Source organism: Streptomyces sp. NPDC093064, from assembly GCF_044754605.1.
Taxonomy (GTDB): domain Bacteria; phylum Actinomycetota; class Actinomycetes; order Streptomycetales; family Streptomycetaceae; genus Streptomyces.
Genome location: NZ_JBIVPK010000004.1, coordinates 204592 through 230391 on the forward strand (window position 1 = coordinate 204592; position 25800 = coordinate 230391).

Annotated in this window: 26 protein-coding genes; 17 read left to right on the top strand and 9 right to left on the bottom strand. The window is 72.8% G+C overall.

Annotation, left to right across the window (positions count from 1 at the left end; translation table 11 throughout):
- Positions 1-58 precede the first annotated feature (58 nt).
- From rpmI to ACIQFZ_RS07425, 8 genes are all read left to right on the top strand, one after another.
- A complete protein-coding gene (gene rpmI / locus ACIQFZ_RS07390) occupies positions 59-253 on the top strand; it encodes a 50S ribosomal protein L35 (RefSeq protein ID WP_007829094.1) in 195 nt (64 codons plus the stop codon).
- Between the two features lie 114 nt (positions 254-367).
- Positions 368-751: a 50S ribosomal protein L20 gene (gene rplT / locus ACIQFZ_RS07395; protein WP_014671645.1), complete on the top strand. Its 384-nt coding sequence runs from the start codon at positions 368-370 to the stop codon at positions 749-751.
- 163 nt (positions 752-914) lie between these two features.
- A complete protein-coding gene (locus tag ACIQFZ_RS07400) occupies positions 915-1778 on the top strand; it encodes an RNA methyltransferase (protein ID WP_365774348.1) in 864 nt (287 codons plus the stop codon).
- 50 nt (positions 1779-1828) lie between these two features.
- A complete protein-coding gene (locus tag ACIQFZ_RS07405) occupies positions 1829-2974 on the top strand; it encodes an ATP-binding protein (RefSeq protein WP_365431709.1) in 1146 nt (381 codons plus the stop codon).
- A gap of 158 nt (positions 2975-3132) precedes the next feature.
- The gene (pheS, locus tag ACIQFZ_RS07410; protein ID WP_402690802.1) at positions 3133-4254 is read left to right on the top strand and encodes a phenylalanine--tRNA ligase subunit alpha; all 1122 of its coding nucleotides are present in this window, start codon (positions 3133-3135) and stop codon (positions 4252-4254) included.
- Positions 4254-6767, top strand: coding sequence for a phenylalanine--tRNA ligase subunit beta (gene pheT / locus ACIQFZ_RS07415; protein ID WP_365431715.1), 2514 nt, complete (start codon positions 4254-4256; stop codon positions 6765-6767). Before pheS ends, pheT begins: the two co-directional genes overlap by 1 nt.
- A gap of 422 nt (positions 6768-7189) precedes the next feature.
- A complete protein-coding gene (locus ACIQFZ_RS07420; protein ID WP_365774345.1) occupies positions 7190-8530 on the top strand; it encodes a transcriptional regulator in 1341 nt (446 codons plus the stop codon).
- Between the two features lie 95 nt (positions 8531-8625).
- Complete coding sequence (locus ACIQFZ_RS07425; protein WP_365425776.1) at positions 8626-9168, top strand: NUDIX domain-containing protein; 543 nt, start codon at positions 8626-8628, stop codon at positions 9166-9168.
- A gap of 57 nt (positions 9169-9225) precedes the next feature.
- Here ACIQFZ_RS07425 and ACIQFZ_RS07430 read toward each other — a convergent pair whose 3' ends face one another.
- Entirely contained in the window at positions 9226-10098 is an 873-nt protein-coding gene (locus ACIQFZ_RS07430; RefSeq protein ID WP_361412808.1) for a 3-hydroxybutyryl-CoA dehydrogenase, read from the bottom strand.
- Between the two features lie 171 nt (positions 10099-10269).
- Here ACIQFZ_RS07430 and ACIQFZ_RS07435 point away from each other — a divergent pair, with 171 nt between their 5' ends.
- On the top strand, positions 10270-11523 hold the full coding sequence (locus ACIQFZ_RS07435; protein ID WP_402690803.1) for a glycoside hydrolase family 10 protein: 1254 nt from the start codon (positions 10270-10272) through the stop codon (positions 11521-11523).
- Between the two features lies 1 nt (position 11524).
- Here ACIQFZ_RS07435 and ACIQFZ_RS07440 read toward each other — a convergent pair whose 3' ends face one another.
- Both ACIQFZ_RS07440 and ACIQFZ_RS07445 read right to left on the bottom strand, forming a co-directional pair.
- Positions 11525-11725, bottom strand: coding sequence for a DUF1918 domain-containing protein (locus ACIQFZ_RS07440; protein ID WP_141362616.1), 201 nt, complete (start codon positions 11723-11725; stop codon positions 11525-11527).
- Positions 11726-11849: 124 nt separating this feature from the next.
- Positions 11850-12764 carry a DMT family transporter gene (locus tag ACIQFZ_RS07445; RefSeq protein WP_402690804.1) on the bottom strand — a complete coding sequence of 305 codons (915 nt, stop codon included), beginning with the start codon at positions 12762-12764 and terminating at the stop codon, positions 11850-11852.
- Between ACIQFZ_RS07445 and ACIQFZ_RS07450 the strand changes: the two genes are divergently transcribed.
- Positions 12763-14208 carry a PLP-dependent aminotransferase family protein gene (locus ACIQFZ_RS07450; protein WP_365425770.1) on the top strand — a complete coding sequence of 482 codons (1446 nt, stop codon included), beginning with the start codon at positions 12763-12765 and terminating at the stop codon, positions 14206-14208. The genes ACIQFZ_RS07445 and ACIQFZ_RS07450 overlap by 2 nt on opposite strands.
- Before the next feature lie 37 nt (positions 14209-14245).
- Here ACIQFZ_RS07450 and ACIQFZ_RS07455 read toward each other — a convergent pair whose 3' ends face one another.
- Positions 14246-14713 carry a DUF6314 family protein gene (locus tag ACIQFZ_RS07455; protein WP_402690805.1) on the bottom strand — a complete coding sequence of 156 codons (468 nt, stop codon included), beginning with the start codon at positions 14711-14713 and terminating at the stop codon, positions 14246-14248.
- A gap of 85 nt (positions 14714-14798) precedes the next feature.
- Between ACIQFZ_RS07455 and argC the strand changes: the two genes are divergently transcribed.
- The 6 genes from argC (at position 14799) to ACIQFZ_RS07485 (ending at position 19874) form a co-directional block, all read left to right on the top strand.
- Positions 14799-15827, top strand: a complete 1029-nt coding sequence (argC, locus tag ACIQFZ_RS07460; protein WP_402690806.1) for an N-acetyl-gamma-glutamyl-phosphate reductase — start codon at positions 14799-14801, stop codon at positions 15825-15827.
- Entirely contained in the window at positions 15824-15976 is a 153-nt protein-coding gene (locus ACIQFZ_RS07465; RefSeq protein ID WP_365425766.1) for a hypothetical protein, read from the top strand. Before argC ends, ACIQFZ_RS07465 begins: the two co-directional genes overlap by 4 nt.
- Positions 15973-17124 carry a bifunctional glutamate N-acetyltransferase/amino-acid acetyltransferase ArgJ gene (argJ, locus tag ACIQFZ_RS07470; protein ID WP_365774340.1) on the top strand — a complete coding sequence of 384 codons (1152 nt, stop codon included), beginning with the start codon at positions 15973-15975 and terminating at the stop codon, positions 17122-17124. Before ACIQFZ_RS07465 ends, argJ begins: the two co-directional genes overlap by 4 nt.
- Positions 17121-18029 carry an acetylglutamate kinase gene (gene argB / locus ACIQFZ_RS07475; protein WP_365425762.1) on the top strand — a complete coding sequence of 303 codons (909 nt, stop codon included), beginning with the start codon at positions 17121-17123 and terminating at the stop codon, positions 18027-18029. Before argJ ends, argB begins: the two co-directional genes overlap by 4 nt.
- A 101-nt stretch (positions 18030-18130) precedes the next feature.
- On the top strand, positions 18131-19315 hold the full coding sequence (locus tag ACIQFZ_RS07480) for an acetylornithine transaminase (protein WP_402690839.1): 1185 nt from the start codon (positions 18131-18133) through the stop codon (positions 19313-19315).
- Between the two features lie 19 nt (positions 19316-19334).
- Positions 19335-19874 (top strand): arginine repressor, encoded by a 540-nt coding sequence (locus ACIQFZ_RS07485; RefSeq protein ID WP_100567805.1) that lies wholly within the window; start codon positions 19335-19337, stop codon positions 19872-19874.
- Between the two features lie 24 nt (positions 19875-19898).
- Here the strand turns inward: ACIQFZ_RS07485 and ACIQFZ_RS07490 are convergent, their stop codons facing one another.
- The 5 genes from ACIQFZ_RS07490 to ACIQFZ_RS07510 form a co-directional block, all read right to left on the bottom strand.
- A complete protein-coding gene (locus ACIQFZ_RS07490) occupies positions 19899-20636 on the bottom strand; it encodes an FAD:protein FMN transferase (RefSeq protein ID WP_402690840.1) in 738 nt (245 codons plus the stop codon).
- Positions 20637-20691: 55 nt separating this feature from the next.
- Entirely contained in the window at positions 20692-21510 is an 819-nt protein-coding gene (locus tag ACIQFZ_RS07495) for an FMN-binding protein (RefSeq protein WP_402690807.1), read from the bottom strand.
- A 73-nt stretch (positions 21511-21583) separates the two neighbouring features.
- Entirely contained in the window at positions 21584-22966 is a 1383-nt protein-coding gene (locus ACIQFZ_RS07500; RefSeq protein ID WP_376651654.1) for a ferric reductase-like transmembrane domain-containing protein, read from the bottom strand.
- A gap of 94 nt (positions 22967-23060) precedes the next feature.
- On the bottom strand, positions 23061-23528 hold the full coding sequence (locus ACIQFZ_RS07505; protein ID WP_402690808.1) for an FMN-binding protein: 468 nt from the start codon (positions 23526-23528) through the stop codon (positions 23061-23063).
- Between the two features lie 7 nt (positions 23529-23535).
- Positions 23536-24888 (bottom strand): ferric reductase-like transmembrane domain-containing protein, encoded by a 1353-nt coding sequence (locus ACIQFZ_RS07510; RefSeq protein WP_402690809.1) that lies wholly within the window; start codon positions 24886-24888, stop codon positions 23536-23538.
- 154 nt (positions 24889-25042) lie between these two features.
- Here ACIQFZ_RS07510 and ACIQFZ_RS07515 point away from each other — a divergent pair, with 154 nt between their 5' ends.
- Complete coding sequence (locus ACIQFZ_RS07515) at positions 25043-25792, top strand: response regulator transcription factor (RefSeq protein ID WP_365436817.1); 750 nt, start codon at positions 25043-25045, stop codon at positions 25790-25792.
- Positions 25793-25800: the final 8 nt, after the last annotated feature.

A 25800-nucleotide genomic window follows, 5' to 3' on the forward strand; every position in this document is an offset into this window, starting at 1 on the left:
CGTGCCCGGTTCTCGCGACCGGGCACCGGAGCGCCACCGACGAGGAGAGAACGGCGCTATGCCGAAGAACAAGTCGCACAGCGGTGCCAGCAAGCGCTTCAAGGTCACCGGCTCCGGCAAGGTGCTCCGTGAGCGCGCCGGCAAGCGCCACCTGCTCGAGCACAAGTCGTCCCGTCTGACGCGTCGTCTCACCGGCAACGCCGAGATGGCCCCGGGCGACGCCAAGAAGATCAAGAAGCTTCTCGGCAAGTGACGCGGCGGCGCGTGATCGCCCTGCGATCCCCACGCGCCGTACGTCAGGACCGGGACCCAATCGTTTCCGGGCCGTGTGAGGACAACCACGGCCCCGCTACAAGGAGTCAATCAAGTGGCACGCGTCAAGCGGGCAGTCAACGCCCACAAGAAGCGCCGGGCGATCCTCGAGCAGGCCTCCGGCTACCGCGGTCAGCGCTCGCGCCTGTACCGCAAGGCCAAGGAGCAGGTCACCCACTCGCTGGTCTACAACTACAACGACCGCAAGAAGCGCAAGGGTGACTTCCGCCAGCTGTGGATCCAGCGCATCAACGCCGCTGCCCGCGCCAACGGCATCACGTACAACCGCTTCATCCAGGGTCTGAAGGCCGCGAACGTCGAGGTCGACCGCAAGATCCTGGCCGAGCTGGCCGTCAACGACGCCAGCGCGTTCGCCGCGCTCGTCGAGGTCGCGCAGAAGGCCCTGCCGAGCGACGTCAACGCGCCCAAGGCTGCGTGACGCGGCGCCGGCCCGGCCGGTGCGATCCATACGGACCCGTGGGCTCTGCCTGCGGGTCCGTCGTATGTGCGCCGCGCGGTGCCCGAGGCGCGTCCGGCACCGCCCGGGACCGCCGGCTGATCGCCGTCGCGGCGGAACGTTCCTACCGAAGGTGAAGCTCTCCATGCCCCCCGCCACCCCTGACCTGCTCTCCCCCCGCTCGCCCCGCGTCTCGGCAGCGCGGCGGCTGGCCAAGCGGAACTTCCGGGGCAAGGAGCGGCTGTTCCTCGCGGAGGGGCCGCAGGCCGTGCGGGAGGCGGCGGCGCACCGGGCCGGCGACACGGCCACCCTCGTCGAGTTGTTCGCCACGGTCGAGGCCGCCGAGCGGTACGCAGACATCGTGGGGGAGGCCCGCGCCGCGGGGGCCCGGATCCACCTCGCCGCCGACGACGTCATCGCCGACATCTCCACCACCGTCACCCCGCAGGGGCTCGTCGGCGTCTGCCGGTTCCTCGACACCCCCTTCGAGGACATCGTCGCGGCCCGCCCGAAGCTCGTCGCGGTCCTCGCCCATGTGCGCGACCCTGGCAACGCGGGCACCGTCCTGCGCTGCGCCGACGCCGCCGGAGCCGAAGCGGTCGTCCTCACGGACGCCTCCGTCGACCTCTACAACCCCAAGGCCGTCCGGGCCTCCGTCGGCTCCCTGTTCCACCTGCCCGTGGCCGTCGGCGTCCCCGTCGAGCGGGCGGTCGCCGCGCTCAGGGACGCCGGGGTGCGCATCCTCGCCGCCGACGGCGCGGGCGAGCACGATCTGGACGACGAGCTCGACCACGGCACCATGGGCGGCCCCACCGCGTGGGTGTTCGGCAACGAGGCCTGGGGCCTGCCGGAGGAGACCCGCGCCCTCGCCGACGCCGTCGTACGGGTTCCCATCCACGGAAAGGCCGAGAGCCTGAACCTCGCGACCGCCGCCGCCGTATGTCTGTACGCGTCGGCCCGTGCGCAGCGCGGCTCCGGAGGATGCCGCTCCGCCACCCGCAACCAGTAGGGTGACCAGCCCGGGGGCCTGCTGCACCGGCTGAGAGGTGGGGTGAGGGGATGAGTGTCGGCACCGGTCGCGCGCCCGGAGCGCGGGACGCGCGACGACCACCCGCGCCCCGGCAGGACGATCCCACCGGCCTCGGCATCGACCCCGACGACCTGCCCGACGGCCTGGTGGTCGCCGACGAGCACGGGCGGATCATCTGCTTCAACGCCGCCGCCGCCCGGATCAGCGCCGTACCCGCCGACCAGGCCCTGGGACAGCCCCTGGAGAAGGCCCTGCCGCTGGAGGACCTGGAGGGGCGCCGCTGGTGGCAGCTGACCGACCCCTACGGCGGCCTGGCCATCCGGGTGGGCCAGCCCGAGCGCAACCTCCTGCTGCACGGCGGCCGGGAGGTCCTCGTCTCCGCGAAGTACGTCCGCGCCCACCCCACCGGCCCGGTCCGCCGCGTCGTCGTCTCCCTGCGCGACACCGAGGCACGCCGCCGCACCGAGCGCAGCCACGCCGAGCTGATCGCCACCGTCGCACACGAACTGCGCTCGCCGCTGACCTCCGTCAAGGGCTTCACGGCGACCCTGCTCGCCAAGTGGGAGAGGTTCACCGACGACCAGAAGCGGCTGATGCTGGAGACCGTCGACGCCGACGCCGACCGCGTCACCCGGCTCATCGCCGAACTGCTCGACATATCCCGCATCGACTCCGGCCGCCTGGAGGTACGCCGCCAGCCCGTCGACATGGGCGCCGCGGTCGGGCGGCACGTCCAGGCGTACGTCGCCGCCGGCCAGCCCGCCGACCGGTTCCTGGTGCGCGTCGAGAAGCCGCTGCCCGAGCTGTGGGCCGACCCCGACAAGATCGACCAGGTGCTGAGCAACCTCGTGGAAAATGCCGTGCGGCACGGCGAGGGATCCGTCACCATTGATGTCACACCGGCGCCGTCCCCACGGGAGGGGGACGACGCGGGGAACACGGCCACGTCGGTCACGGTGAGCGACGAGGGGCCCGGCATTCCGGAGGAGTCCATGAACCGTGTCTTCACCCGCTTCTGGCGGGGCAGCAAGCGCGGCGGCACCGGTCTCGGGCTCTACATCGTCAAGGGCATCGTCGAGGCCCACGGCGGCACCATCACGGTCGGCCGCGCCCGAGGGGGCGGCGCGGAGATCCGATTTACCCTGCCCGTGGGCACCCCGGCCTACCTGCTCTGAGCACCGGCCGAGGACCCACGGGCGCATTCGCTTTCCCCAGCCCCGTTAGACTCGGCCTTTGGCACCTTTGTGTCCCGAAAGCCGTGACGATCTGTCCGCGAGGCGGTGCGAGTCGGTGACGGGGACCTCCAGCCAGCCAATCGGAAGCACGGGAAGAGATGTCGGCACCCAATAAGTCGTACGACCCTGTCGAGGTCGATGCGTTGAAACCGGAAGAGATCGAGCGCATGCGGGACGAGGCGCTCGCCGCCTTCGCCGCCGCGGACTCCCTCGACGCGCTCCACGAGGCCAAGGTCGCCCACACCGGCCCCGCCTCCCCGCTCTCCCTCGCCAACCGCGAGATCGGCGCCCTGCCCCCGCACGCCAAGGCCGACGCCGGCAAGCGCGTCGGCATGGCCCGCGGCGCTGTCAACAAGGCGCTCGCCGCCCGCCAGGTTGAACTGGAGGCCGAGCGGGACGCCCGTGTGCTGGTGGAGGAGGACGTCGACGTCACGCTGCCGTACGACCGCGTACCGGCCGGCGCCCGCCACCCGCTGACCACGCTCTCGGAGCGCATCGAGGACGTCTTCGTGGCCATGGGCTACGAGGTCGCCGAGGGCCCGCAGGCCGAGGCCGAGTGGTTCAACTTCGACGCCCTGAACATCGGCCCGGACCACCCGGCCCGCGGCGAGGCCGACACCTTCTTCGTGCAGGGCCCCGAAGGCGGCAGCGAGTCCGGTGTCGTCCTGCGCACCCACACCTCGCCGGTGCAGATCCGCTCCCTGCTCGAACGCGAGCTGCCGGTCTACGTGATCTGCCCCGGCCGCGTCTACCGCACCGACGAGCTGGACGCCACCCACACGCCCGTCTTCCACCAGGTCGAGCTGCTCGCCGTGGACGAGGGCCTGACCATGGCCGACCTCAAGGGCACCCTGGACCACATGGTGCAGTCCCTGTTCGGCGAGGGCATGAAGACCCGGCTGCGGCCGAACTTCTTCCCCTTCACCGAGCCGTCCGCCGAGATGGACATGGTGTGCTACGTCTGCCGCGGCGAGTCCGTCGGCAACCCCGACCGGGCCTGCCGCACCTGCTCCTCCGAGGGCTGGATCGAACTCGGCGGCTGCGGCATGGTCAACCCGCGGGTGCTCACCGCCTGCGGTGTCGACCCGGAGAAGTACAGCGGCTTCGCCTTCGGGTTCGGCATCGAGCGGATGCTGATGTTCCGCCACAACGTCGAAGACATGCGAGACATGGTCGAGGGTGACGTCCGGTTCACCCGGCCGTTCGGGATGGAGATCTGATGCGGATCCCGCTTTCTTGGCTGCGGGAGTACGTCGACCTGCCGGCGACGGAGACCGGGCGCGACGTCCAGGCCAAGCTCATTTCGGCCGGCCTCGAGGTCGAGACCGTCGAACAGCTCGGCGCCGACCTCAAGGGGCCGCTCGCCGTCGGCCGGGTGCTGACCATCGAGGAGCTGGAGGGCTTCAAGAAGCCGATCCGCTTCTGCACCGTCGACGTCGGCCAGGCCAACGGCACCGGCGAGCCGCAGGAGATCGTCTGCGGCGCCCGCAACTTCGCCGTCGGCGACAAGGTCGTCGTGGTCCTCCCGGGCGCCGTGCTGCCCGGCGGCTTCGCGATCAGCGCCCGCAAGACGTACGGCAAGACCTCCCACGGCATGATCTGCTCCAGCGACGAGCTGGGCATGGGCGACGACGGCAGCCAGGGCATCATCGTGCTGCCGCCCGAGACCGAGGTCGGCAAGGACGCCATCGAGCTGCTGGAGCTGGTCGACGAGGTCCTCGACATCGCCGTCACCGCCAACCGCGGCGACTGCCTGTCCCTGCGCGGCGTCGCCCGCGAGACCGCCATCGCCTACGGCCTGCCGCTGCGCGATCCCGCCCTGCTCGACGTACCGGCGCCGAACGCGTTCGGCTACGCCGTGCGGATCGAGGAGCCGCACGGCTGCGACCGCTTCACCGCGCGCACCGTCTCCGGCCTCGACCCCGAGGCGCGCTCCCCGATCTGGCTCCAGCGCCGCCTCCAGAAGGCCGGGATGCGCCCGATCTCGCTCGCCGTCGACATCACCAACTACGTGATGCTGGAGCTCGGCCAGCCGCTGCACGCCTACGACCGCAAGCTGGTCCAGGGCACGATCGGCGTGCGCCGGGCCGAGGAGGGCGAGAAGTTCACCACCCTCGACGGCGTCAAGCGCACGCTGCACGCCGAGGACCTGGTCATCACCGACGAGCGCGGCCCCATCGGCCTCGCCGGCGTCATGGGCGGCGCCAACACCGAGATCGCCGACCACGAGGACACGGAGAACGCGACCACCGAGGTCGTCATCGAGGCCGCCCACTTCGACCAGGTCTCCATCGCGCGCACCGCCCGTCGCCACAAGCTGTCCTCGGAGGCCTCCCGCCGCTTCGAGCGGGGCGTCGACCCGCAGGCCGCTGCTGCCGCGGCCCAGCGCACGGTGGACCTGCTGGTCCTGCTCGCGGGCGGCACGGCCGACGCCGGTGTCACCGAGGTCGCCGCGCCGGCGGCTCCGCGCACGATCACCGTGCCGGCCGACCACCCGGACAAGGTCGCGGGCGTCGTCTACGGCCGTGAGGCCGTCGTCCGCCGGCTCCAGCAGATCGGCTGCCAGGTGGAGGGGCAGGACGACCTGACCGTCACCGTCCCGTCCTGGCGGCCCGACCTGACGGACCCCAACGACCTGGCCGAAGAGGTCATCCGCCTGGAGGGCTACGAGAACCTGCCCTCCACGCTGCCCAGGCTCCCCTCCGGCCGCGGCCTCACCCACCGCCAGCGGCTGCACCGCCGGGTCGGCCGCGCGCTGGCCGGCGCGGGCTACGTCGAGGCGCCGACCTACCCGTTCGTCGGCGAGCAGGTCTTCGACCAGCTCGGCCTGGAGCCCGGCGACCCCGCGCGCCGCGTGGTCCGGCTGGTCAACCCGCTCAGCGACGAGGAGCCCGCGCTGCGCACCACGCTGCTGCCGGGCCTGCTCGGCGCGCTGCGCCGCAACGACGGCCGCGGCAGCCACGATCTCGCCCTGTTCGAGACCGGCCTGGTCTTCCACCCGCGCGAGGAGCAGCGGGTCGTGGCCCAGCCGCCCGTCGACCGGCGTCCCACCGACGAGGAGATCGCGGAGCTGAACGCGGCGCTGCCCGAGCAGCCGCGCCATGTGGCCGTGGTCCTCGCGGGCGCCCGTGAGCAGACCGGCTGGTGGGGCAAGGACCGCCCGGCCGACTGGGCCGACGCGGTCGAGGCCGCGCGGACCGCGGCCCGTGAGACCGGGGCCGAACTGATCGTCCGCAAGGGCCAGTACGGACCGTGGCACCCGGGCCGCTGCGCCGAGTTCGCGGTCGCCGTGGACGGCACCGAGCGGGTCGTGGGCCACGCGGGCGAACTGCACCCGCGCGTGGTCAAGGCGCTGGGCCTGCCCGAGCGCACCTGCGCGATGGAGCTGAACCTGGACGTGCTGGAGCAGGTCGGCGACGACACCCCGCAGGCGCCGGGCATCTCCACGTTCCCGGTCGCCACGCAGGACGTCGCCCTCGTCGTCGACAAGCCGGTCCCGGCCGCCGACGTCGAGGCCGCGCTGCGCGAGGGCGCCGGTGAACTCCTGGAGTCCATCAGGCTGTTCGACCTCTACGAGAACGCCGAGCAGCTCGGCGAGGGCCGCAAGTCCCTTGCCTACGCGCTGCGCTTCCGCGCGCCGGACCGCACGCTGACCGTGGACGAGGCGTCCGCCGCCCGCGACGCGGCGGTGGCGCTGGCCGCTGAGCGCACGGGGGCGGTTCTGCGCAGCTGACGGGTCAAGCGCGGGGGACTGCGAGTCCGTCGCCGACTGTGGGTGGTCGGTGGCCGGTCGCGCAGTTCCCCGCGCCCCTTCCGGAGCCGGCCCGCGTCGAAAGGCCGGCCGTGCTGATCGGGTCCAAGCCCCGTGCCCCCAAGGGCGCAGGGCTTTGCCGATATGCGGCTTGGGCGCGATCGGCCCCCACCGGCCCGTGTCGACAAGGCCGGCCACTCGGCGGAGCGTCGCCGTGCCGGGCCGCCGTGGTTTGTTGAGGGGGAGCCGGCGGCCCGGACGGCCTCTTGGAGGAGGCGGTTCAGTCAACCGGGTGGGGACTCTTAGCGACAGCGCGCGTACAGCGCGGATGCGCGTGCTCCGTTCACACCCCGTGTGAAGGCGAACGCACTACGCTGTCGCCACCGAGCCACCGGGGGGCACCCATGCAGCCCAACACACTGCTCGACGCGATCCTGGACGAGGCCGGGATCTCGCACGCGGGCCTGGCAGCGCACGTCAACCAGGAGGGGCGGGCTCGCGGACTCGCGCTCCGGTACGAACACACCGCCGTGGCCCGGTGGTTGAAGGGCCAGCGGCCGCGCGGCCAGGTGCCCGACCTGATCTGCGAGGTACTGGCGAGCCGGCTGCACCGGTCGGTCACGCTCGACGACATCGGTCTCGGCGTGCCCGGCGAGCCCTCCGCGCCGCACGGCACCTCGCTGTCCGGGTTCGTCGAACGCGCCACCGCCCTGTGGCGATCCGACGAGCAGCAGCGCCCGCACCTCCTCGGAACCCCCGCCGTGACCGGCACGCCCGCCGTCATGCCCGTGTGGGAGTGGGAGAACCCGCCCGAGGACGTGGACGTCTCCCGCGGTGGCCGGCACCGGGTCACCCCGTTGGACATCGAGATGCTGCGCGCCGCCCGCACGCACTACGAGCAGATGTACCGCAAGGCCGGCGGCGTCGCGACCCGCGGCCGTGTCGTGGGCTTCCTCAACGCCGAGGCCACCCCGCTGCTGCGGGGCAACTACACCGACGCCACCGGCCGCCAACTGCACCGCGCCACCGGCGCGTTGGTGGCCATCGTGGGCATCTGCGCCTACGACTCCGACGCGCACGGCCTGGCCCAGCGCTACTTCCACCAGGCGCTCAGGCTGGCCAAGGCCAGCGGGGACCGGGGACTTGGCGCGTATGTGATCGCGCTGCTGGTCAACCAGTCGCTGTTCATGCGGGAGTACCGCCAGGCCGTCGCCTTCGCCGAGGCCGCCCTGCGCGCCGCCGGCCAGCACATCACCCCCGCGCTCGCCTCCGACCTGTACGCGATGCAGGCCAAGGCCTACGCCCACCTCGGCGACGGCACGAGCGCGCTGGGCTGCATCGGGCGAGCAGAGTCCGCCGCAGAACGCATCCGGCGCGGATACGAACCCGACGAGACGGGCTACGTCCAACCGGGCCTGGTCAATGTGCAGGTGGCGGAGGCCCTGCTCAGCCTCGGCGAGCTGGCCGCCGCCGAGGAGCACGCGGCGGCCGCCGTGGACAACCCCGCGCACGACCGGGGCAGGGTGCACCGGCTGGCCATGCTCAGCACGATCCAACTGCGCCGGGGCAATGCCGACAAGGCGGTGGCCACGGCCGTGCGGATGGCCGAACAGGCCCGTGGGATGGAGTCGCAGCGGCTGCGGGACAGACTGCGCGCGGTGCGCGAGCACCTGGTGCGCAGCGGCGGCGCCGGCACGGCCGAGGCGGCCGAACTGATCGACGGGGCCCTGCGCGTACCGCTGTGACGGCGGCGCGGTGCTCCCGGCGGCTCACCGTACGCCTGCTGCGGGACCGTTCCGGCTGCGATATTGCCACTGACCCGACGGAAGGTGGCAGAACCGTGCAGTGGACGAAACAGAACGAACAAACTGTATACGCAAACCGCTGGTTCACCGTCAACCTCGCGGATGTCGAGCTGCCGGACGGTCGGCACCTCGACCACTTCCTGATACGGCTGCGGCCCGTCGCCGTGGCCACGGTGGTGAACGAGGCGGGTGAGGTCCTCCTCCTGTGGCGCCACCGCTTCATCACCGACAGCTGGGGCTGGGAACTCGCGGCGGGCGTCGTGGAGGACGGCGAGGACATCGTGGCCGCCGCCGCCAGGGAGCTGGAGGAGGAGACCGGCTGGCGGCCGGGACCCCTGCGCCACCTCATGAGCGTGGAGCCGTCCAACGGACTCACCGACGCCCGGCACCACATCTACTGGTCGGACGAGGGCGAGTACGTCGGACACCCGGCGGACGACTTCGAGTCCGACCGCCGGGAATGGGTCCCCCTCAAGATCGTTCCCGACCTGGTCGCCCGCGGCGAGGTCCCGGCCGCCAACATGGCGGCCGCGTTGCTGCTCCTGCACCACCTCAGGCAGGGCCCACCAGGGTGGTGAACGACACGGGCCCGGCACCACCTCGGTGCCGGGCCCGCTGACCGTCGTTCTTCGTGGTCAGCCGTAGGTGTAGAAGCCGGAGCCGGACTTCCGGCCGAGTCGGCCGGCGTCCACCATGCGCTGGAGCAGCGGGGGAGCGGCGTACAGCGGCTCCTTGTACTCCTCGTACATGGAGTGGGCGACCGAGGCCACCGTGTCCAGACCGATCAGGTCGGACAGCTTCAGCGGGCCCATCGGGTGGGCGCAGCCCAGCTCCATGCCGTTGTCGATGTCCTCGCGGCTGGCGATGCCCGACTCGAACATCCGGATCGCCGAGAGCAGGTAGGGGATCAGCAGCGCGTTCACCACGAAGCCCGAGCGGTCCTGGGCGCGGATCGCGTGCTTGCCGAGCACCTTCTCGGTGAACAGCTGCGCCCGGCTCAGCGTGCCCTCGGAGGTGGTGAGCGCCGGGATCAGCTCGACCAGCTGCTGCACCGGGGCGGGGTTGAAGAAGTGGATGCCGATCACCTGGTCGGGCCGCGCGGTGGCGACCGCCAGCCTCACCAGCGGGATGGAGGAGGTGTTGGAGGCCAGGATCGCGTCCGGCCGGGTCACCACCTGGTCCAGGACCTGGAAGATCTCGGTCTTGACCTGCTCGTTCTCCACCACGGCCTCGATCACCAGGTCGCGGTCGGAGAACTCGCCGAGGTCGGTGGTGAAGCTCAGCCGGGCCTGCGTCGCGTCCCGCTCCGCCTCGCTGATCTTGCCGCGCTCGGCCGCCTTGGCCAGGGAGTTGAACAGCCGGGTACGGCCTATCTCCAGGGCCTCGCCGGTGGTCTCGGCGACTTTCACCTCCAGGCCGGCCCGGGCGCACACCTCGGCGATGCCCGCACCCATCTGGCCGCAGCCCACCACTCCGACGCGTGCAATGTCTCCCGAAATGCCGGTCACATCGTCCCTTTCGCAGTTCCTACGGCTGTGGCAGGCGGCCCGTTGTGCGGTGCCTGCTCCGATCGTGCACGTTACCCCCGTAGTGGCCGTGATCGGTTGCCCGGGTCGGGCATCCTGAGCAGGAGAACGATCCGTGACTGTGCGGATCCACGGCGTACGGGGAGTGCCCGGATGGCCCGAGCGACACGGGTGACACGACGGTCGTTCACCGTGGCGGCGCTGTCGACCCTGGCGACGACCGGCGACGCGGCCACCGCGACGGGCGGCACCGGCACGGACCGGCGGGGCCGCGCCGCAGTCACCGAGATGCGCGGCATGTGGCTGGCGACGGTGCGCAACCGCGACTGGCCCTCACGCCCCGGGCTGAGCGCGGCCCGGCAGAGCGGCGAGCTGACCGCCCTGCTCGACGTGGCGGTGCGCCGCCGGCTCAACACGGTGTTCCTCCAGGTGCGCCCGTCGGCCGACGCGCTGTGGCCCTCGCCCCACGAGCCGTGGTCGCAGTTCCTCACCGGCACGCAGGGCAGGGACCCCGGCTGGGATCCGCTGGGCACGGCCGTGGCGGAGGCGCACGCCCGCGGACTGCGGCTGCACGCCTGGTTCAACCCCTACCGGGTCGCCCTGCACGACGACCCGGCCCTGCTGGCCGCCTCCCATCCGGCCCGCAGGCACCCCGACTGGGTGGTGCGGTACGGCGGGTGCCTCTACTACAACCCCGGCCTGCCCGAGGTCCGGTCCTTCGTGCGGCGGGCGATGCTCGACGCGGTGTCCCGGTACCCGGTGGACGGCGTCCACTTCGACGACTACTTCTACCCCTATCCGGTCGCCGGCCAGACCTTCGACGACGCCACCGCCCACCACCGGTACGGCGGCGCCTTCGCCGGCCGGGCCGACTGGCGGCGCGACAACATCGACCGGCTGATCCGCGAGATGGCCGCGGCCATCGCCGTCACCCGCCCGGGCGCCCGGTTCGGGATCAGTCCCTTCGGGGTGTGGCGCAACGCCTCGACCGACCCGCGCGGCTCGGACACCCGGGCCGGCGTGCAGACGTACGACAACCTGTACGCGGACACGCGCAAGTGGGTCATGGAGGGCTGGATCGACTACGTCGTCCCGCAGCTGTACTGGGCCGTCGGCTTCGCCGCCGCCGACTACGCCGCCCTGCTGCCCTGGTGGGCCGAGGTGGCACAGGGCAGCCGTACGCGGCTCTACGTGGGGGAGGCGCTTTACAAGGCCGGCGACCCCGCGCAGGGCGCGGCCTGGCAGGACCCCGACGAACTGTCCCGCCACCTCACCCTCGCGGCCGCGCACCCGGAAGTACGCGGGCACGTCTTCTTCGCCGCGAAGGAGGTGGCGGCCGACCTGTCGGGGGCCATGGCGCGGGTCGTCGCCGACCACTACCGCCGGCCGGCGAGACCCCCGCGCTGACTCAGTGGTGTTCGTGCTCCTTCTTGTGGCGGACCTGGCAGTCGGGGCCCGGTGACATGACGGCCTCGTGCCCGTCCGGGAAGCGGACGCGGTACGGCGGGTTGCCCTCCGTGCCCATGACCTCGACGATTTCGCTGATCTGGTCGTGCTGACCGACCACCCTGCCGTGCTGGACGAGCTGGTCGCCCACGGTTGCGCGCATCTGCGGGGCCTCCTCACCATGTGCGGGAGCAGCGGTCCTCGACTTCCGAGTCTACGGTGCGGAGCGCGACTGGAACCGGTGAGCGGCCGGGCCGGTGTGCGGTCGGCACCGGTGTGAGCGCCGGTCAGCCGCGCGCCCGCTGGGTGACGGCGATGCAGACGAGCACGGCTACGGCCGTCACAGGGGCGGCCGGAGTGAGGTGCTCGCCGAGCAGCAGCACCGACCACACCAGTGTGAGCAGGGGTTGGGCCAACTGCAACTGGCTCGCCTTGGGGATGCCGACGGCGGCCATGCCCCGGTACCAGACGACCAGCCCGAGGAACTGCGAGCCCGCCGCGACCCAGAGCAGCCCGGTCACGCTGTGGACGCCCAGGTGCACGGGCTCGTGCGTCAGCGCGAACGCGGCCGCGGGCGCGGTGAGCGGCAGGCACACCACCAGCGCCCAGCCGATGACCTGCCAGCCCGGCATCACGCGGGCCAGCCGGCCGCCCTCGGTGTAGCCGGCGGCGCACACGAGCAGGGCGCCGAACAGGAAGGCGTCGGCGGTGGTCAGCGCACCGCCGCTCTGCTGCACGGTGAAGGCCACCACGGCCGCCGCGCCCGCCAGCGCAGCCGTCCAGAACGTGCGCGAGGGACGGATGCCGAAGCGCAGCGCGGAGAGCAGCGCCGTGGTGAGCGGCAGCAGGCCCACGACGACGGCCGCGTGGGCGGTGGTGGAGGTCTCCAGGGCGAGCGTGGTGAGCAGCGGGAAGCCGAGGACCACTCCGGCGGCCACGACCGCGAGGCCGGGCCAGTGCCGGCGTGCGGGCGGCGGTACGCGCAGCGCCAGCAGGCAGCCGCCCGCGAGGACGGCGGCGAGCACACTGCGCACGGCCACCAGGGACCAGGGTCCGAAGCCCTCCAGGCCCCAGGCGGTGGCCGGGAAGGTCAGGGAGAAGGCGACCACGCCGAGGGCCGCCTGAAGGATGCCGGCGCGCGGGCGGGCCGGGGCGTCCACCGCTATCGGTGTCGGTGCGGTAGCGCTACTCTGTGCTCTCATGCAACAGCGTAGCAGCGTCGCCGAACTCGCAGAATGCCTGCGGAGGGAACTGGACCGCTACTCACCTGGTGGAAAGCTCCCGTCGAGCCGGGTCCTCGTCGAGCGGTACCGGGTCAGTCCGGTGACCGTCTCGCGGGCCCTGTCGCAGCTGGCGGCCGAGGGCCTGGTGGTCACCCGTCCCGGCGCCGGCGCCTTCCGCGCCCCGGCGCGCGCGACGGCCGCTCCCGCCGGCGACACCTCCTGGCAGGAGGTCGCGCTCAGCGCGGACGGCGCCGCCGAGCTCGTACCGCGCACGGTGGACGCCTCCGGCGTCACGATCTCGCTGGCCGCCCCGCCGCCGGGCGTGATCGAGTTCAACGGCGGCTACCTGCACCCCTCGTTGCAGCCCGAGCGGGCCATGGCCGCCGCGCTGTCCCGGGCCGGACGCCGTCCCGGTGCGTGGGGGCGGCCGCCGCTGGAGGGGCTGCCGGAGCTGCGCGAGTGGTTCGCGCGGGACATCGGCGGACCGGGCGGGACCGTCACCGCCGCCGAGGTCCTGATCGCCGCGGGCGGCCAGTCCGCGCTGACCACCGCCCTGCGTGCCCTGGCCCCGCCCGGCGCTCCGGTGCTGGTCGAGTCGCCCACCTATCCCGGCATGCTGGCCATCGCCCGGTCCTCCGGACTGCGGCCCGTACCCGTGCCCGTCGACGCGGACGGGGTGAGGCCGGAACTGCTCGCCGACGCGTTCCGGGCCACCGGCGCCCGCGTGTTCGTCTGCCAGCCCCTGTTCCAGAACCCCACCGGCGCCGTCCTCGCCACCGGCCGGCGCGCGCGGGTGCTGCGGACGGCCCGCGAGGCCGGCGCCTTCGTCGTCGAGGACGACTTCGTACGGCGGCTCGTGCACGAGGACGCCGGCACCCTGCCTCCCCCGCTCGTCGCCTGCGACCCGGACGGGGTCGTGGTGCACGTCGGCTCGCTGACCAAGGCCACCTCGCCCAGCTTCCGGGTGAGCGCGCTGGTCGCGCGCGGTCCGGTGCTGGAACGGCTGCGCGCCATTCAGGTCGTGGACACGTTCTTCGTGCCGCGGCCGTTGCAGGAGGCCGCACTCGAACTGGTCGGCTCACCCGCCTGGCCGCGCCATCTGCGCGCGCTCGCCACCGACTTGAAGAGCCGTCGGGACGCGCTGACCACCGCGCTGCGGGAGCACCTTCCCGAACTCGCCCTGCCGCACGTCCCGTCCGGCGGCTACCACTTGTGGCCGCGCCTGCCCGACGGCGCGGACGAGGCCGCCCTGACCGCCGCCGCCCTGCGCGCGGGCGTCGCGCTCACCCCCGGCCGCCCCTACTTCAGCGCCGAACCCCCGGCCGCCCACGTGCGGTTGAGCTTCGCCGCGGTCGGCGGCACGGCGGAGATCGCCGAAGGCGTGCGCCGCCTGCGGACGGCCTGTGCGGAGGCGCTGCCCTGACGCTCGGGCAGGGCAACCGACCGCGGGAACAGGGAGTTCAGTCCTCGCGCGTGTAGTCCGTCGTCAGCAGCAGGTCCTTCGCGGGGCCGCCCACGCGCCACACCGTGCGCCAGTGCCCGGCGTCCTGGACGGTGAACTCGCCCCGGTAGAGATCCGCCGCGCACGGATGCCCGGCCAGGTGCCGCCCGGAGCGCAGGTCCAGATCGTGGAAGGGCCGTCCGTCCGCGAAGCGCACGTCGGCCGTGCCCGGCACGCTTCCGGGCAGAAAGCGCAGCGTCCGCTCGGCGGGCCGGGCCACCCCCTGCCAGGCGAACGTGCCGCACTCCCGGTGCAGCAGCCCGCCGCCGTCCAGGGCGCCGAAGGCCGTCGTACCGGTGAACTCCCCCGTCCCGCCGCCCGCCAGGTCCCGTACCGACCGTCGGACCCGCCAGTTCCCGGCCAGGTACGCCAGCACGTCCGGCACCGGCAGGAACCGGCCCTCCGCCGCCCGCTCGCCCTTTTCCACCCGCTCACCGTACGACGGCCGGTCTCGAATCCGTTGCATAAACGTGCAGGAATGCGTATAGTCATGCCATCGAGGAGGAGGGTTCATGGTTGTACGTGTGGCGGTCGCCGGAGCGAGTGGATACGCGGGCGGAGAAGCGCTGCGCCTGCTCCTGGCGCACCCCGAGGCCGAGATCGGCGCCCTGACCGGGAACTCCAACGCCGGAGAGCGGCTCGGCGCGCTGCAGCCGCACCTGCCGCCCCTCGCCGACCGCGTCCTGGAGGAGACCACCCCCGAAGTCCTCGCCGGGCACGACGTCGTCTTCCTCGCCCTGCCGCACGGCCGGTCCGCCGCCGTCGCCGAGCGACTGGGCCCCGACGTCCTCGTCATCGACATGGGCGCCGACTTCCGGCTGAAGGACCTCGCCGACTGGGAGCGCTTCTACGGCTCGCCGCACGCCGGCACCTGGCCCTACGGCCTCCCCGAACTCCCCGGCGGCCGTGCCGCGCTGGCGGGGGCCAGGCGCATCGCGGTGCCCGGCTGCTACCCGACGGCCGCCTCCCTCGCCCTCTTCCCGGCCTACGCGGCCGGACTCGCCGAGAACGAGGCCGTGATCGTCGCCGCCTCCGGTACCTCCGGCGCCGGCAAGGCGGCCAAGCCGCACCTGCTCGGCTCCGAGGTCATGGGATCCATGTCCCCCTACGGGGTGGGCGGCCTGCACCGGCACACCCCGGAGATGATCCAGAACCTCAGCGCCGCGGCGGGGGAGCGCGTCACCGTGTCCTTCACGCCCACCCTCGCGCCGATGCCCCGCGGCATCCTCGCCACGTGCAGTGCCAAGGCCCGGCCCGGGGTCACCGCCGACTCCGTGCGCGCCGCGTACGAGAAGGCCTACGCCGACGAGCCCTTCGTCCACCTCCTCCCCGAGGGGCGCTGGCCCGCCACCGCCTCCGTGTACGGCTCCAACGCCGTGCAGATCCAGGTGGCGTACGACCCCGCCGCGCACCGCGTCCTCGCGATCAGCGCCATCGACAACCTGACCAAGGGCACCGCGGGCGGCGCGGTGCAGAGCATGAACATCGCCCTCGGACTTCCCGAGGAGCTCGGACTTTCCACGATCGGAGTCGCCCCGTGAGCGACGCACGTGCAGCCACCGGGCCGCAGACGACTGGGGGTACCTCCCAGGCCGTCAAGGCACTGGGGGAGATGGCCGCACCGCTGCGCTGCACGGGCGGCAGTGACATCAGCCGCTACCGCGGCGGGGCGAACAAGGAGATGCAGTGAGTGTCACGGCAGCCAAGGGGTTCCAGGCGGCGGGCATCGCCGCCGGGATCAAGGAGAGCGGCAACCCGGACCTGGCCCTCGTGGTCAACACCGGGCCCCGCCGCGCCGCCGCGGGCGTCTTCACCTCCAACCGCGTCAAGGCCGCCCCGGTGCAGTGGTCCGAGCAGGTCCTCAAGGACGGCAGGCTCTCCGCGGTCGTCCTCAACTCCGGCGGCGCCAACGCCTGCACCGGCTCCAAGGGCTTCCAGGACACCCACGCCACCGCCGAGAAGGCCGCCGACGTGCTCGGTGTCGGCGCCATCGAGGTCGCGGTCTGCTCCACCGGACTGATCGGCGTCCTGCTGCCCATGGACAAGCTGCTGGCAGGCGTCGAGACGGCCGCCGCCCAGCTCTCCGAGCACGGCGGCGAGAAGGCCGCCATCGCCATCAAGACCACCGACACCGTCCACAAGACGTCCGTGGTGACCAAGGACGGCTGGACCGTCGGCGGCATGGCCAAGGGCGCCGGCATGCTCGCCCCGGGCCTGGCCACCATGCTCGTCGTCCTCACCACGGACGCCGACCTCGAGGCCGACGTGCTCGACCAGGCGCTGCGCGCCGCCACCAGGGTCACCTTCGACCGGGTCGACTCCGACGGCTGCATGTCCACCAACGACACCGTGCTGCTGCTCGCCTCCGGCGCCTCCGGGGTCACCCCGGGGCACGCGGAGTTCGCCGAGGCCGTACGGGCGGTGTGCGACGACCTCGGGCAGCAGCTCATCCGGGACGCCGAGGGCGCCAGCAAGGACATCAAGGTCGAGGTGGTGGGCGCCGCGACCGAGGAGGACGCCGTGGAGGTGGGCCGCTCCATCGCCCGCAACAACCTCCTCAAGTGCGCCATCCACGGCGAGGACCCCAACTGGGGCCGCGTCCTGTCCGCCATCGGCACCACCGGGGCCGCCTTCGAGCCCGACCGGCTGAACGTCGCCATCAACGGCGTCTGGGTCTGCAAGAACGGCGGCGTCGGCGAGGACCGCGCGAAGGTCGACATGCGCTACCGCGAGGTCCACATCGTGGCCGACCTCGCCGCCGGCGCCCAGACCGCCACCATCTGGACCAACGACCTCACCGCCGACTACGTCCACGAGAACAGCGCCTACTCCTCATGAGCTCCGGAACCACTCGCAAACACACCGCGCTCCCCAAGGCGAAGATCCTCGTCGAGGCGCTGCCCTGGCTGACCCGGCACCACGGCAAGATCGTCGTCATCAAGTTCGGCGGCAACGCCATGGTGGACGAGGAGCTGAAGGCCGCCTTCGCCCAGGACGTCGTCTTCCTGCGGCACGCCGGCCTCAGGCCCGTCGTCGTGCACGGCGGCGGCCCCCAGATCAGCCGGGCGCTCGACCGGCACGGCATCGTCAGCGAGTTCAAGGCGGGCCTGCGGGTCACCACCGAGGAGGCCATGGACGTCGTGCGGATGGTGCTGGCCGGGCAGGTGCAGCGGGAGCTGGTGGGCCTGCTCAACCAGCACGGGCCGTTCGCCGTCGGCCTCACCGGCGAGGACGCGCACACCATCACCGCCACCAAGCACATCCCCGAGATCGACGGCGAGCCGGTCGACATCGGGCGAGTGGGCGAGATCACCGCGATCGACACCGGCGCGATCGAGGCGCTGCTCGCCGACGGCCGCATCCCGGTCGTCTCCTCGATCGCCCGCTCCGAGGACGACGGGCACGTCTACAACGTCAATGCCGATACGGCGGCCGCGGCACTCGCCGCGGCACTGGGCGCCGAGACCCTCATGGTCCTCACCGACGTCGAGGGCCTCTACGAGGACTGGCCGAACTCCGACGAGGTGATCAGCCGCCTGACCGCGAGCGAGCTGGAGAAGCTGCTGCCGGAGCTGTCCTCCGGCATGGTGCCGAAGATGCGGGGCTGCCTGCACGCGGTGCGCGGCGGCGTGACCACCGCCCGCGTCATCGACGGCCGGGTCCAGCACTCGATCCTGCTGGAGATCTTCACCGACGAGGGCATCGGCACGATGGTCGTGCCGGACGAACAGGGGGAGTCGTGAGCGACCAGGACGTGAGCGACCAGGACGCGAGCAGCCAGGACGTGAGCAACCAGGACGCGAGCAGCCAGGACGTGAGCAACCAGGACGCGAGCAGCCAGGACGTGAGCAACCAGGCACTGGCCGCGCGCTGGCAGGGCGCGCTCATGAACAACTACGGCACCCCGCGGCTCGCCCTCGTCCGCGGCGCGGGCGCGAAGCTGTGGGACGCCGACGGCCGGGAGTACGTCGACTTCGTCGGCGGTATCGCGGTCAACGCGCTCGGCCACGCCCACCCCGCCGTCGTCGAGGCGGTCGGCCGGCAGATCGCCTCCCTCGGCCACGTCTCCAACCTGTTCATCGCCGAACCGCCCGTCGCCCTGGCCGAACGGCTGCTCCAGCTCTTCGGCCGGGACGGCAAGGTGTTCTTCTGCAACTCCGGCGCCGAGGCCAACGAGGGCGCCTTCAAGATCGGCCGGCTGACCGGGCGGCCGCACATGGTCGCCACCGAGGGCGGCTTCCACGGCCGTACGATGGGCGCCCTCGCGCTCACCGGCCAGCCCGGCAAGCAGGAGCCGTTCCTGCCGCTGCCCGGCGAGGTCACCCACGTGCCCTACGGGGACGCGCGGGCCCTGGCCGCCGCGGTCACCGAGGAGACCGCCCTCGTCGTCATCGAGCCCGTCCAGGGCGAGAACGGGGTCGTGGTGCCCCCGCCCGGCTACCTGAAGGCGGCCAGGGCGATCACGGCGGCCACCGGTTCGCTGCTGGTCCTCGACGAGGTGCAGACCGGGGTCGGGCGCACCGGGCACTGGTTCGAGTACCAGGCCCACGAGGGCGTCCTGCCGGACATCGTCACGCTCGCCAAGGGCCTGGGCGGCGGACTGCCGCTCGGCGCCACCGTCGCCTTCGGGCGCGCCGCCGACCTGCTCCAGCCCGGTCAGCACGGTACGACCTTCGGCGGCAACCCGGTCGCCTGCGCCGCCGGACTCGCCGTCCTGGACACGATCGCGGGCGAGGGGCTGCTGGAGAACGTCAAGCGGCAGAGCGAGAAGCTGCGCGAGGGAATCGAGTCACTGGACCACCCGCTGGTCGCCCACGTCAGGGGCGCGGGCCTGCTGCTGGGTATCGTGCTCACCGAGCCGCGCGCGCCCCAGGTGCAGCAGGCGGCTCAGGAGGCCGGTTTCCTGGTGAACGCGCCCGCCCCCGACGTCGTACGGCTGATGCCGCCGCTGAACCTCGGCGACGACGAGGTGGACGCCTTCCTCGGAGCGCTGCCCGGCGTCCTGGACGTGGCAAACGGGGACGGATGATCCGGAGATTGAGACGACGATGAGTCAGGCGCAGAACGGTCAGACCGAGGCCGGGCCGGCGGTGCCGCAGACCCGCACCGCCCGTCACCGTCGGATCGTGGACATCCTCAACCGGCAACCGGTGCGCTCCCAGAGCCAGTTGGCGAAGCTGCTGGCCGACGACGGGCTGAGCGTCACCCAGGCGACGCTCTCCCGCGACCTGGACGAGCTGAACGCGGTGAAGATCCGCAACACCGACGGCGACCTCATCTACGCGGTGCCCAGCGAGGGCGGTTTCCGCACCCCGCGCGCACCGCTGGGGGAGTCGGTGAAGGAGGAGCGGATGCGGCGGCTCTCGCAGGAGCTGCTGATCTCCGCGGAGGCCTCCGCCAACCTCGTGGTCCTGCGGACGCCTCCGGGGGCGGCGCAGTTCCTCGCCTCGGCCATCGACCAGGCCGAACTGCACGACATCCTGGGGACCATCGCAGGCGACGACACGCTGCTGCTGATCAGCCGGGACCCCACCGGGGGACAGGCACTGGCGGACCACCTGCTGAGGCTGGCGCAGAACGGCCAGTGACCGCGGCGCGGGCCCGGCCGGACCTCAGCCCAGCCGGGCGGCGAGCCCGTGCGTGCACCTGACCTCGTCGCCCGCCGTGATCAGCAGCGCCTCCACGTCCGGCAACGACTCCAGCCAGGCCAGGCCCGCGCGGGAACCCATGGCGAACGCGGCCGTCGCCCAGCAGTCCGCCCAGGTCAGGCTGGGGGTGACCACGGTGACCGCGACCAGGTCGGTGACCGCCGACCTGCCGGTGCTCGGGTCGACGATGTGGGCGCCGCGCTCGGCCGTGCCCGACGTCGCCACCGCAAGCTCGCTCCTACCCGCCGTGGAGACCACCGCCGCGAGTCCGCCGGGGCGCAGGGGGTCCGACACACCCACGCGCCAGGGCCGCTGCGCGTCGGGGGAGCCGAGCAACTGGACGTCTCCGCCGCCGTTCACGCTGACCCCGCTCACCCCCGCCGCCGCGATCCGCCGGGCGGCCCGTTCGGCGGCCCAGCCCTTGACGATCCCGGTCGGATCCAGGCTCCCCTGGTAGCGCAGGCTGAACCAGCCTTCGCTGACCCGTTCGGCCTCGGCGCCCAGTGCGAGCACCTCGGCGACCTCGGGGTCGCACTCCGCCACGGTCAGCTCACCACGTGCCAGGCGGGAGAGCTGGCTGTCGTCGCGGTAGGTGCTGAACAGCTCGTCGACCCGGTGCAGCCCGGCGATCGCCTCGCCCAGGGCCGCCGCCACCGCGTCGGACCGACCGCCGCGGACGTCGAAGGAGAAGACGGTCCCCATGACCTCCTCCGCGTGCCGCACCGCGGCGGGACCCTCGGCCGACCCGGACATGGCCTCAGCCACCGGCCTTGTCCAGTGCCGACTGGAGCGACTTCTTGTAGCCGCCGCTGGTGTACGTCGCTCCGGAGACGGTGTCGATGTTGGCGCTCTGTGCGGTCACGGTCTCCTGGTTGAGCCGGGGCACCGCCTGTTCGCTCTTCTGGCCGCTGAGCCCGCCCTGCGGCGCCTGCACGGCCTCAGCCTTGCTGATCCTGCCGTTGCTGACCGTGATCCGGACCTGTACCGGGCCGTAGTCGGTCTGGGCGGCCTCACCCGTGACGGTGCGGGCCTGGGCTGCTCCCGATGCGGCGGCCCCCGAGGAGGACGAACCGGACGGCGTGCCGGAGGACGGACCGGAGGCCGGTCCGGACGCCGAACCGCCCGCCTTCGCCTTGTCCAGTGCCGACTGGAGCGACTTCTTGTAGCCGCCGCTGGTGTACGTCGCTCCGGAGACGGTGTCGATGTTGGCGCTCTGTGCGGTCACGGCCTCCTGGTTGAGCCGGGGCACCGCCTGTTCGCTCTTCTGGCCGCTGAGCCCGCCCTGCGGCGCCTGTACCGCCTCCGCCGCGGTGATCCTGCCGCCGCTGACGGTCAGCCGGACCTGCACGTCGCCGTACTGGGTCCGGGCCACGTCGCCGGTCACGGACCGCGTGCCCGTCCGCTGCGCACCGCTGCCGCCCTGCGGCGACTCCTGTGCCGCCGCGGTCCGCTGCGGCGCCGCGCCGGCTGCCGAGGCGGGGTCGGAGGCCGGCTTCAGCGACAGGAGCAGCACGATGCCGGACACGGTCGCGGCGCCGGCCAGCACGGCACGTCGGATGGGGTGGTTCTTCCTCATCGCCGATGAGCTCCTGAATTCCCGTGAGTCCCGTAAGTCATGTGGTTTCCGCGCCGTTCCGCGTTCCCGTCGCTCACATCTCGAACGACTCGTGATGGATGCGGCGGGCGGGGACTCCCGCGCCGCGCAGTGCCTCGTACACCGACTGCGCGAAGCCGGGCGGGCCGCACATGAAGACGTCGTGGCGGTCGATGTCGGCGATCTTCCGGCGCAGCGACTCGGCGGAGATGTCGGGGCGTTCGCCGTCCGGGCTGTTCACCGCGTACATCAGGCGGGCGCCGCGCTCGTCGGCGATCTTCGCCAGCTCGTCCCACAGGGCCAGGTCCTGCGTGCTGTTGGCCCGGTACAACAACGTGATGTCACCGGCCGCGCCGGGCAGCGTCTCGAACAGCGCCCGCATCGGCGTGATGCCCACCCCGCCCGCCACCAGCAGCACCTTGCCGCGGCTGCGCCGGGACGCGGTCAGCGCGCCGTACGGCCCCTCCGCCCACACCCGGGTGCCGGGGGTGAGGTCGCGCAGCCCGGCGCTGTGGTCGCCGATCGCCTTGACGGTGATGCGCAGCAGGTCCGGACGGGGCGCCGCCGACAGGGAGTACGGGTGGGAGGAGAACCGCATGCCCGGCGCCAGGAACCGCCAGCGGAAGAACTGCCCGGCCTCCGCGCCCATCCGGTGCAGCTTCTTGCCGCCGATCAGCACCGACACGATGCCCGGCGTCTCCTCGATCACCGCCTCCACCCGCATGCGGTGGCGCAGGTTCAGCCGGATCGGGGTGAGGATCCGGTACCAGATCACCAGCGCGGTCACCGCGCCGTACAGGCCGTACCAGAAGGTCCTGGCGGCCGGTTCCACGGCGAAGTCGTTGCCGGTGGTGATCTGGTGCCAGAACGTCAGGAACACCGCGGCATAGGTGAACAGGTGCACGTGGTACCAGGTGTCGTACGGCATCCGGCGGCGCACCGGGCCGATCGAGACCAGTCCGACGACCACCAGCAGACCGGTGCCGATCGCGGCCTTGCCCATGTCGGGCAGTTGCTCGACGGATTCGACGGTCTGCGCCACGATGTCGCCGAGCGACCTGCCGCCCAGCAGCGCGTAGCCCCACATGGTGAGGAAGACGTGCGCGAGGACCAGGCACAGCGTGTACCGGCCGGTCATGGCGTGCCAGCGCGCGACCCGGTCGGAGCCCACGCGCCGCTCCAGGGCCGGCACCCGCGCCATCTGGAGCACGACCAATGCCATGAGGTAGCCGGCGAGCAGGCCGGTGATCCGGCCCGCGTTCAGGACCTTCCCGGCGGTGCCGTCGATGGACGGGGTGTTCATCCACCACAGCCAGACGACGCCCGCCGCGCCCGCCCAGACGGCGGTCAGCAGTGGGACGGCGGGGGAGCGGCGCGGCCGGATGCGGCGCATCGTCTGGCGCCGGGCGGCGCGGCCTCCTGCGAGCGTGCTGGTCACGGTTCCTCCGCGGACGGGGTCAAGGGGGGCGGCGTGGTCCCTTGGCCCTGGAATACGTGCCACGGCGGCCCCGCGTTCAGTGTCCGGCCGAGGTTCAGCGCCGGGCCGCGTCCAGCGCGGACTGGAGCGAGCGGCGGTATCCGTCACTGGTGTACGTCGCCCCCGAGACGGTGTCGATGTTCGCGCTCTGCGCGGCCAGCGCCTCCCTGCGCAACTGGGGGATGGCGTAGCCGCTGATCTCCCGGTCCCGCGGGTTGCCGGAGGGCTGGGCGAGCGCGGTCACGTCGGTGATCCGGCCGCCGGCGAGCGTGACCCGCACCTGCACCGGGCCCCAGCGGGTCTGCACCGTCTCACCGGTGACGGTCCTGGTGCCGGTGGACCGGCCGGCCGCACCCGATCCGCCGGACGTGCTCGAACCGCTGGACGGGGCCGGCGCCGGATCCGCGGCGATCTGCGGCGGCGTGTGCGGCTTGAGCGACAGCAGCATCACCAGCCCGGAGACGGTGGCGGCGCTCGCCAGCACGACGCGGCGCAGCGGACGGTTCTTCCTCAACGCGTGCAACAGGGCCTCACAGCTCGAACGACTCGTGGTGGATACGGCGGTCCGGCACCCCGGCGGCGCGCAGCACCTCGTACAGGTCCCGGGCGAAGGCGTGCGGGCCGCAGAGGTACACGTCGTGCCCGGCCAGGTCGGAGACGGCCGCGCGCAGGGACTCCACGGTGAGGTGGGGGCGTTCGCCGCGCGGGCCGTTGAGCGCGTACAGCACCCGCGCCCCGCGCCCGCGCGCTATGGCCTCCAACTCGCCGCCCAGGGCAAGGTCTTCGGCCGTACGTGCCCGGTACAGCAGGGTGACGTCACCGGGCAGCGTCTCGAACAGCGCGCGCAGCGGCGTGATGCCGACCCCGGCCGCGATCAGCAGGGACTTGTGCGAGGTGCGCCGGTCGGCGGTCATCGACCCGTAGGGGCCCTCCGCCCACACCCGGGTGCCCGGCCGCAGCAGCGGCACGGCCGCGCTGTGGTCGCCGAGCGCCTTCACCGTGATGCGCAGCAGGTCCGGACGGGGCGGCGCCGACAGGGAGTACGGCGTCGACGTCCAGCCCATGCCCTCGGCGAGGAATCGCCAGCGGAAGAACTGCCCCGGCCGCGCGCCCAGTTCGTCCAGCCGGTGGCCGCGCACGACGACGGAGTACACACCCGGCGCCTCCTTGTGGACCGCCTCGACCCGCATCCGGTGGCGCAGGTTGAGCCGCACCGGGACCAGGATCCGGAACCACATCACCAGGGCCCCGACGCCCAGGTACAGCGCGTACCAGGCGGCCGTGGCCAGGACGTGACCGGTGAACTCGCCGCCCAGCGCCACCTGGTGGCCGAAGGCCAGGAAGACGGCGGCGTAGGTGAGCAGGTGCGTGTAGTACCAGAACTCGTGACCGGCCCGGCTGCGCACCGCGCGCGCCGAGGTGACGCCGACCGCGAAGAGGATCACGGTCCCGGCGGTGGCCTTCAGCATCTCCGGGTAGTCCAGCACCACCGTGACCGCCTCGCGCAGGACGGAGGAGCCGTCCTGCGCGGCGTATCCGGCGAGGATCAGCACCACGTGCACGACCAGCAGGCACACCGTGTAGCGGCCGGCCATCGCGTGCCAGCGCGCCACCCGGTCCGAGCCGATCCGGCGCTCCAGCAACGGTACCCGCGCCATCAGGCCCACCAGCACCGCGCAGGCGTACCCGCACAGCAGGCCCGCGATCCGCCCGGCGCCGGTCAGCCAGCCCGCCGCGCCCACGACGGAGGCGGTGTCGTACCACCACAGGAGGACCACCGCGGCGGCCCCCGCCCACAGCAGCGCCAGCACCGCGCCCGCCGGGGAGCGCCGGGGCGCCAGTGGCACGGGCGGTGCCGCCCTCCGCTCGTACACCGTGGTCATCCGCTCTCCCGTCGCTTCGCCGGTCCAGGACGCAACTGTGCGGGGCGAACCTCTGAGGAAGCTCTGAGCCGTGGGCCGCGTGGTCCCGCTCACAGAAAACTCAGAGGGTCCTCCCTCGCCGTCCGGGCCGGGGACCGGCGATGCTGGAGGGGCCATGGACACCTTCCGCCCGAGCCCTACCGGCCTGCCCGCCCTCACCCGCCTCGACGGCACCCCCGTGCGCGTCCTCGTCGTCGACGACGACCCCGACCTCGCCGAAGTGCTCTGCGGAGCCCTGCGCTACCAGGGCTGGGAGGTGCGCGCCGCGGGCGACGGGGCCTCGGCCATCGCCGCGGCCCGCGAGGTGCGGCCCGACGCCGTCGTCCTCGACGTGATGCTCCCGGACACCGACGGATTCGCCGTGCTGCGCGAGCTGCACGCCGCGCAGCCGGACGTCTGTGTGCTCTTCCTCACGGCGCGGGACGCGGTGGAGGACCGTGTCGCGGGGATCACCGCGGGCGGCGACGACTACGTGACCAAGCCGTTCAGCCTGGAGGAGGTGGTCGCCCGGCTGCGCGGACTGCTGCGCCGCGCCGGCATGGCCCGGCAGCCGGCGGACGGCCCGCGGCTGACCGTGGGCGACCTGGTCATGGACGAGGACGCCCGCGAGGTCACCCGGGCGGGAGAGCTGATCGAGCTGTCCCCGACCGAGTTCGAGCTGCTGCGCTTCCTGATGCAGAACCCGCGCCGGGTACTGAGCAAGGCGCAGATCCTCGACCGGGTGTGGTCCTACGACTTCGGCGGCCAGGCCCATGTGGTGGAGCTGTACATCTCGTATCTGCGCAAGAAGGTGGACTCCGGACGCGAACCCATGATCCACACGGTGCGCGGGGCCGGGTACGTGCTGAAGCCGGCGGTACGGTGACCGTGCCG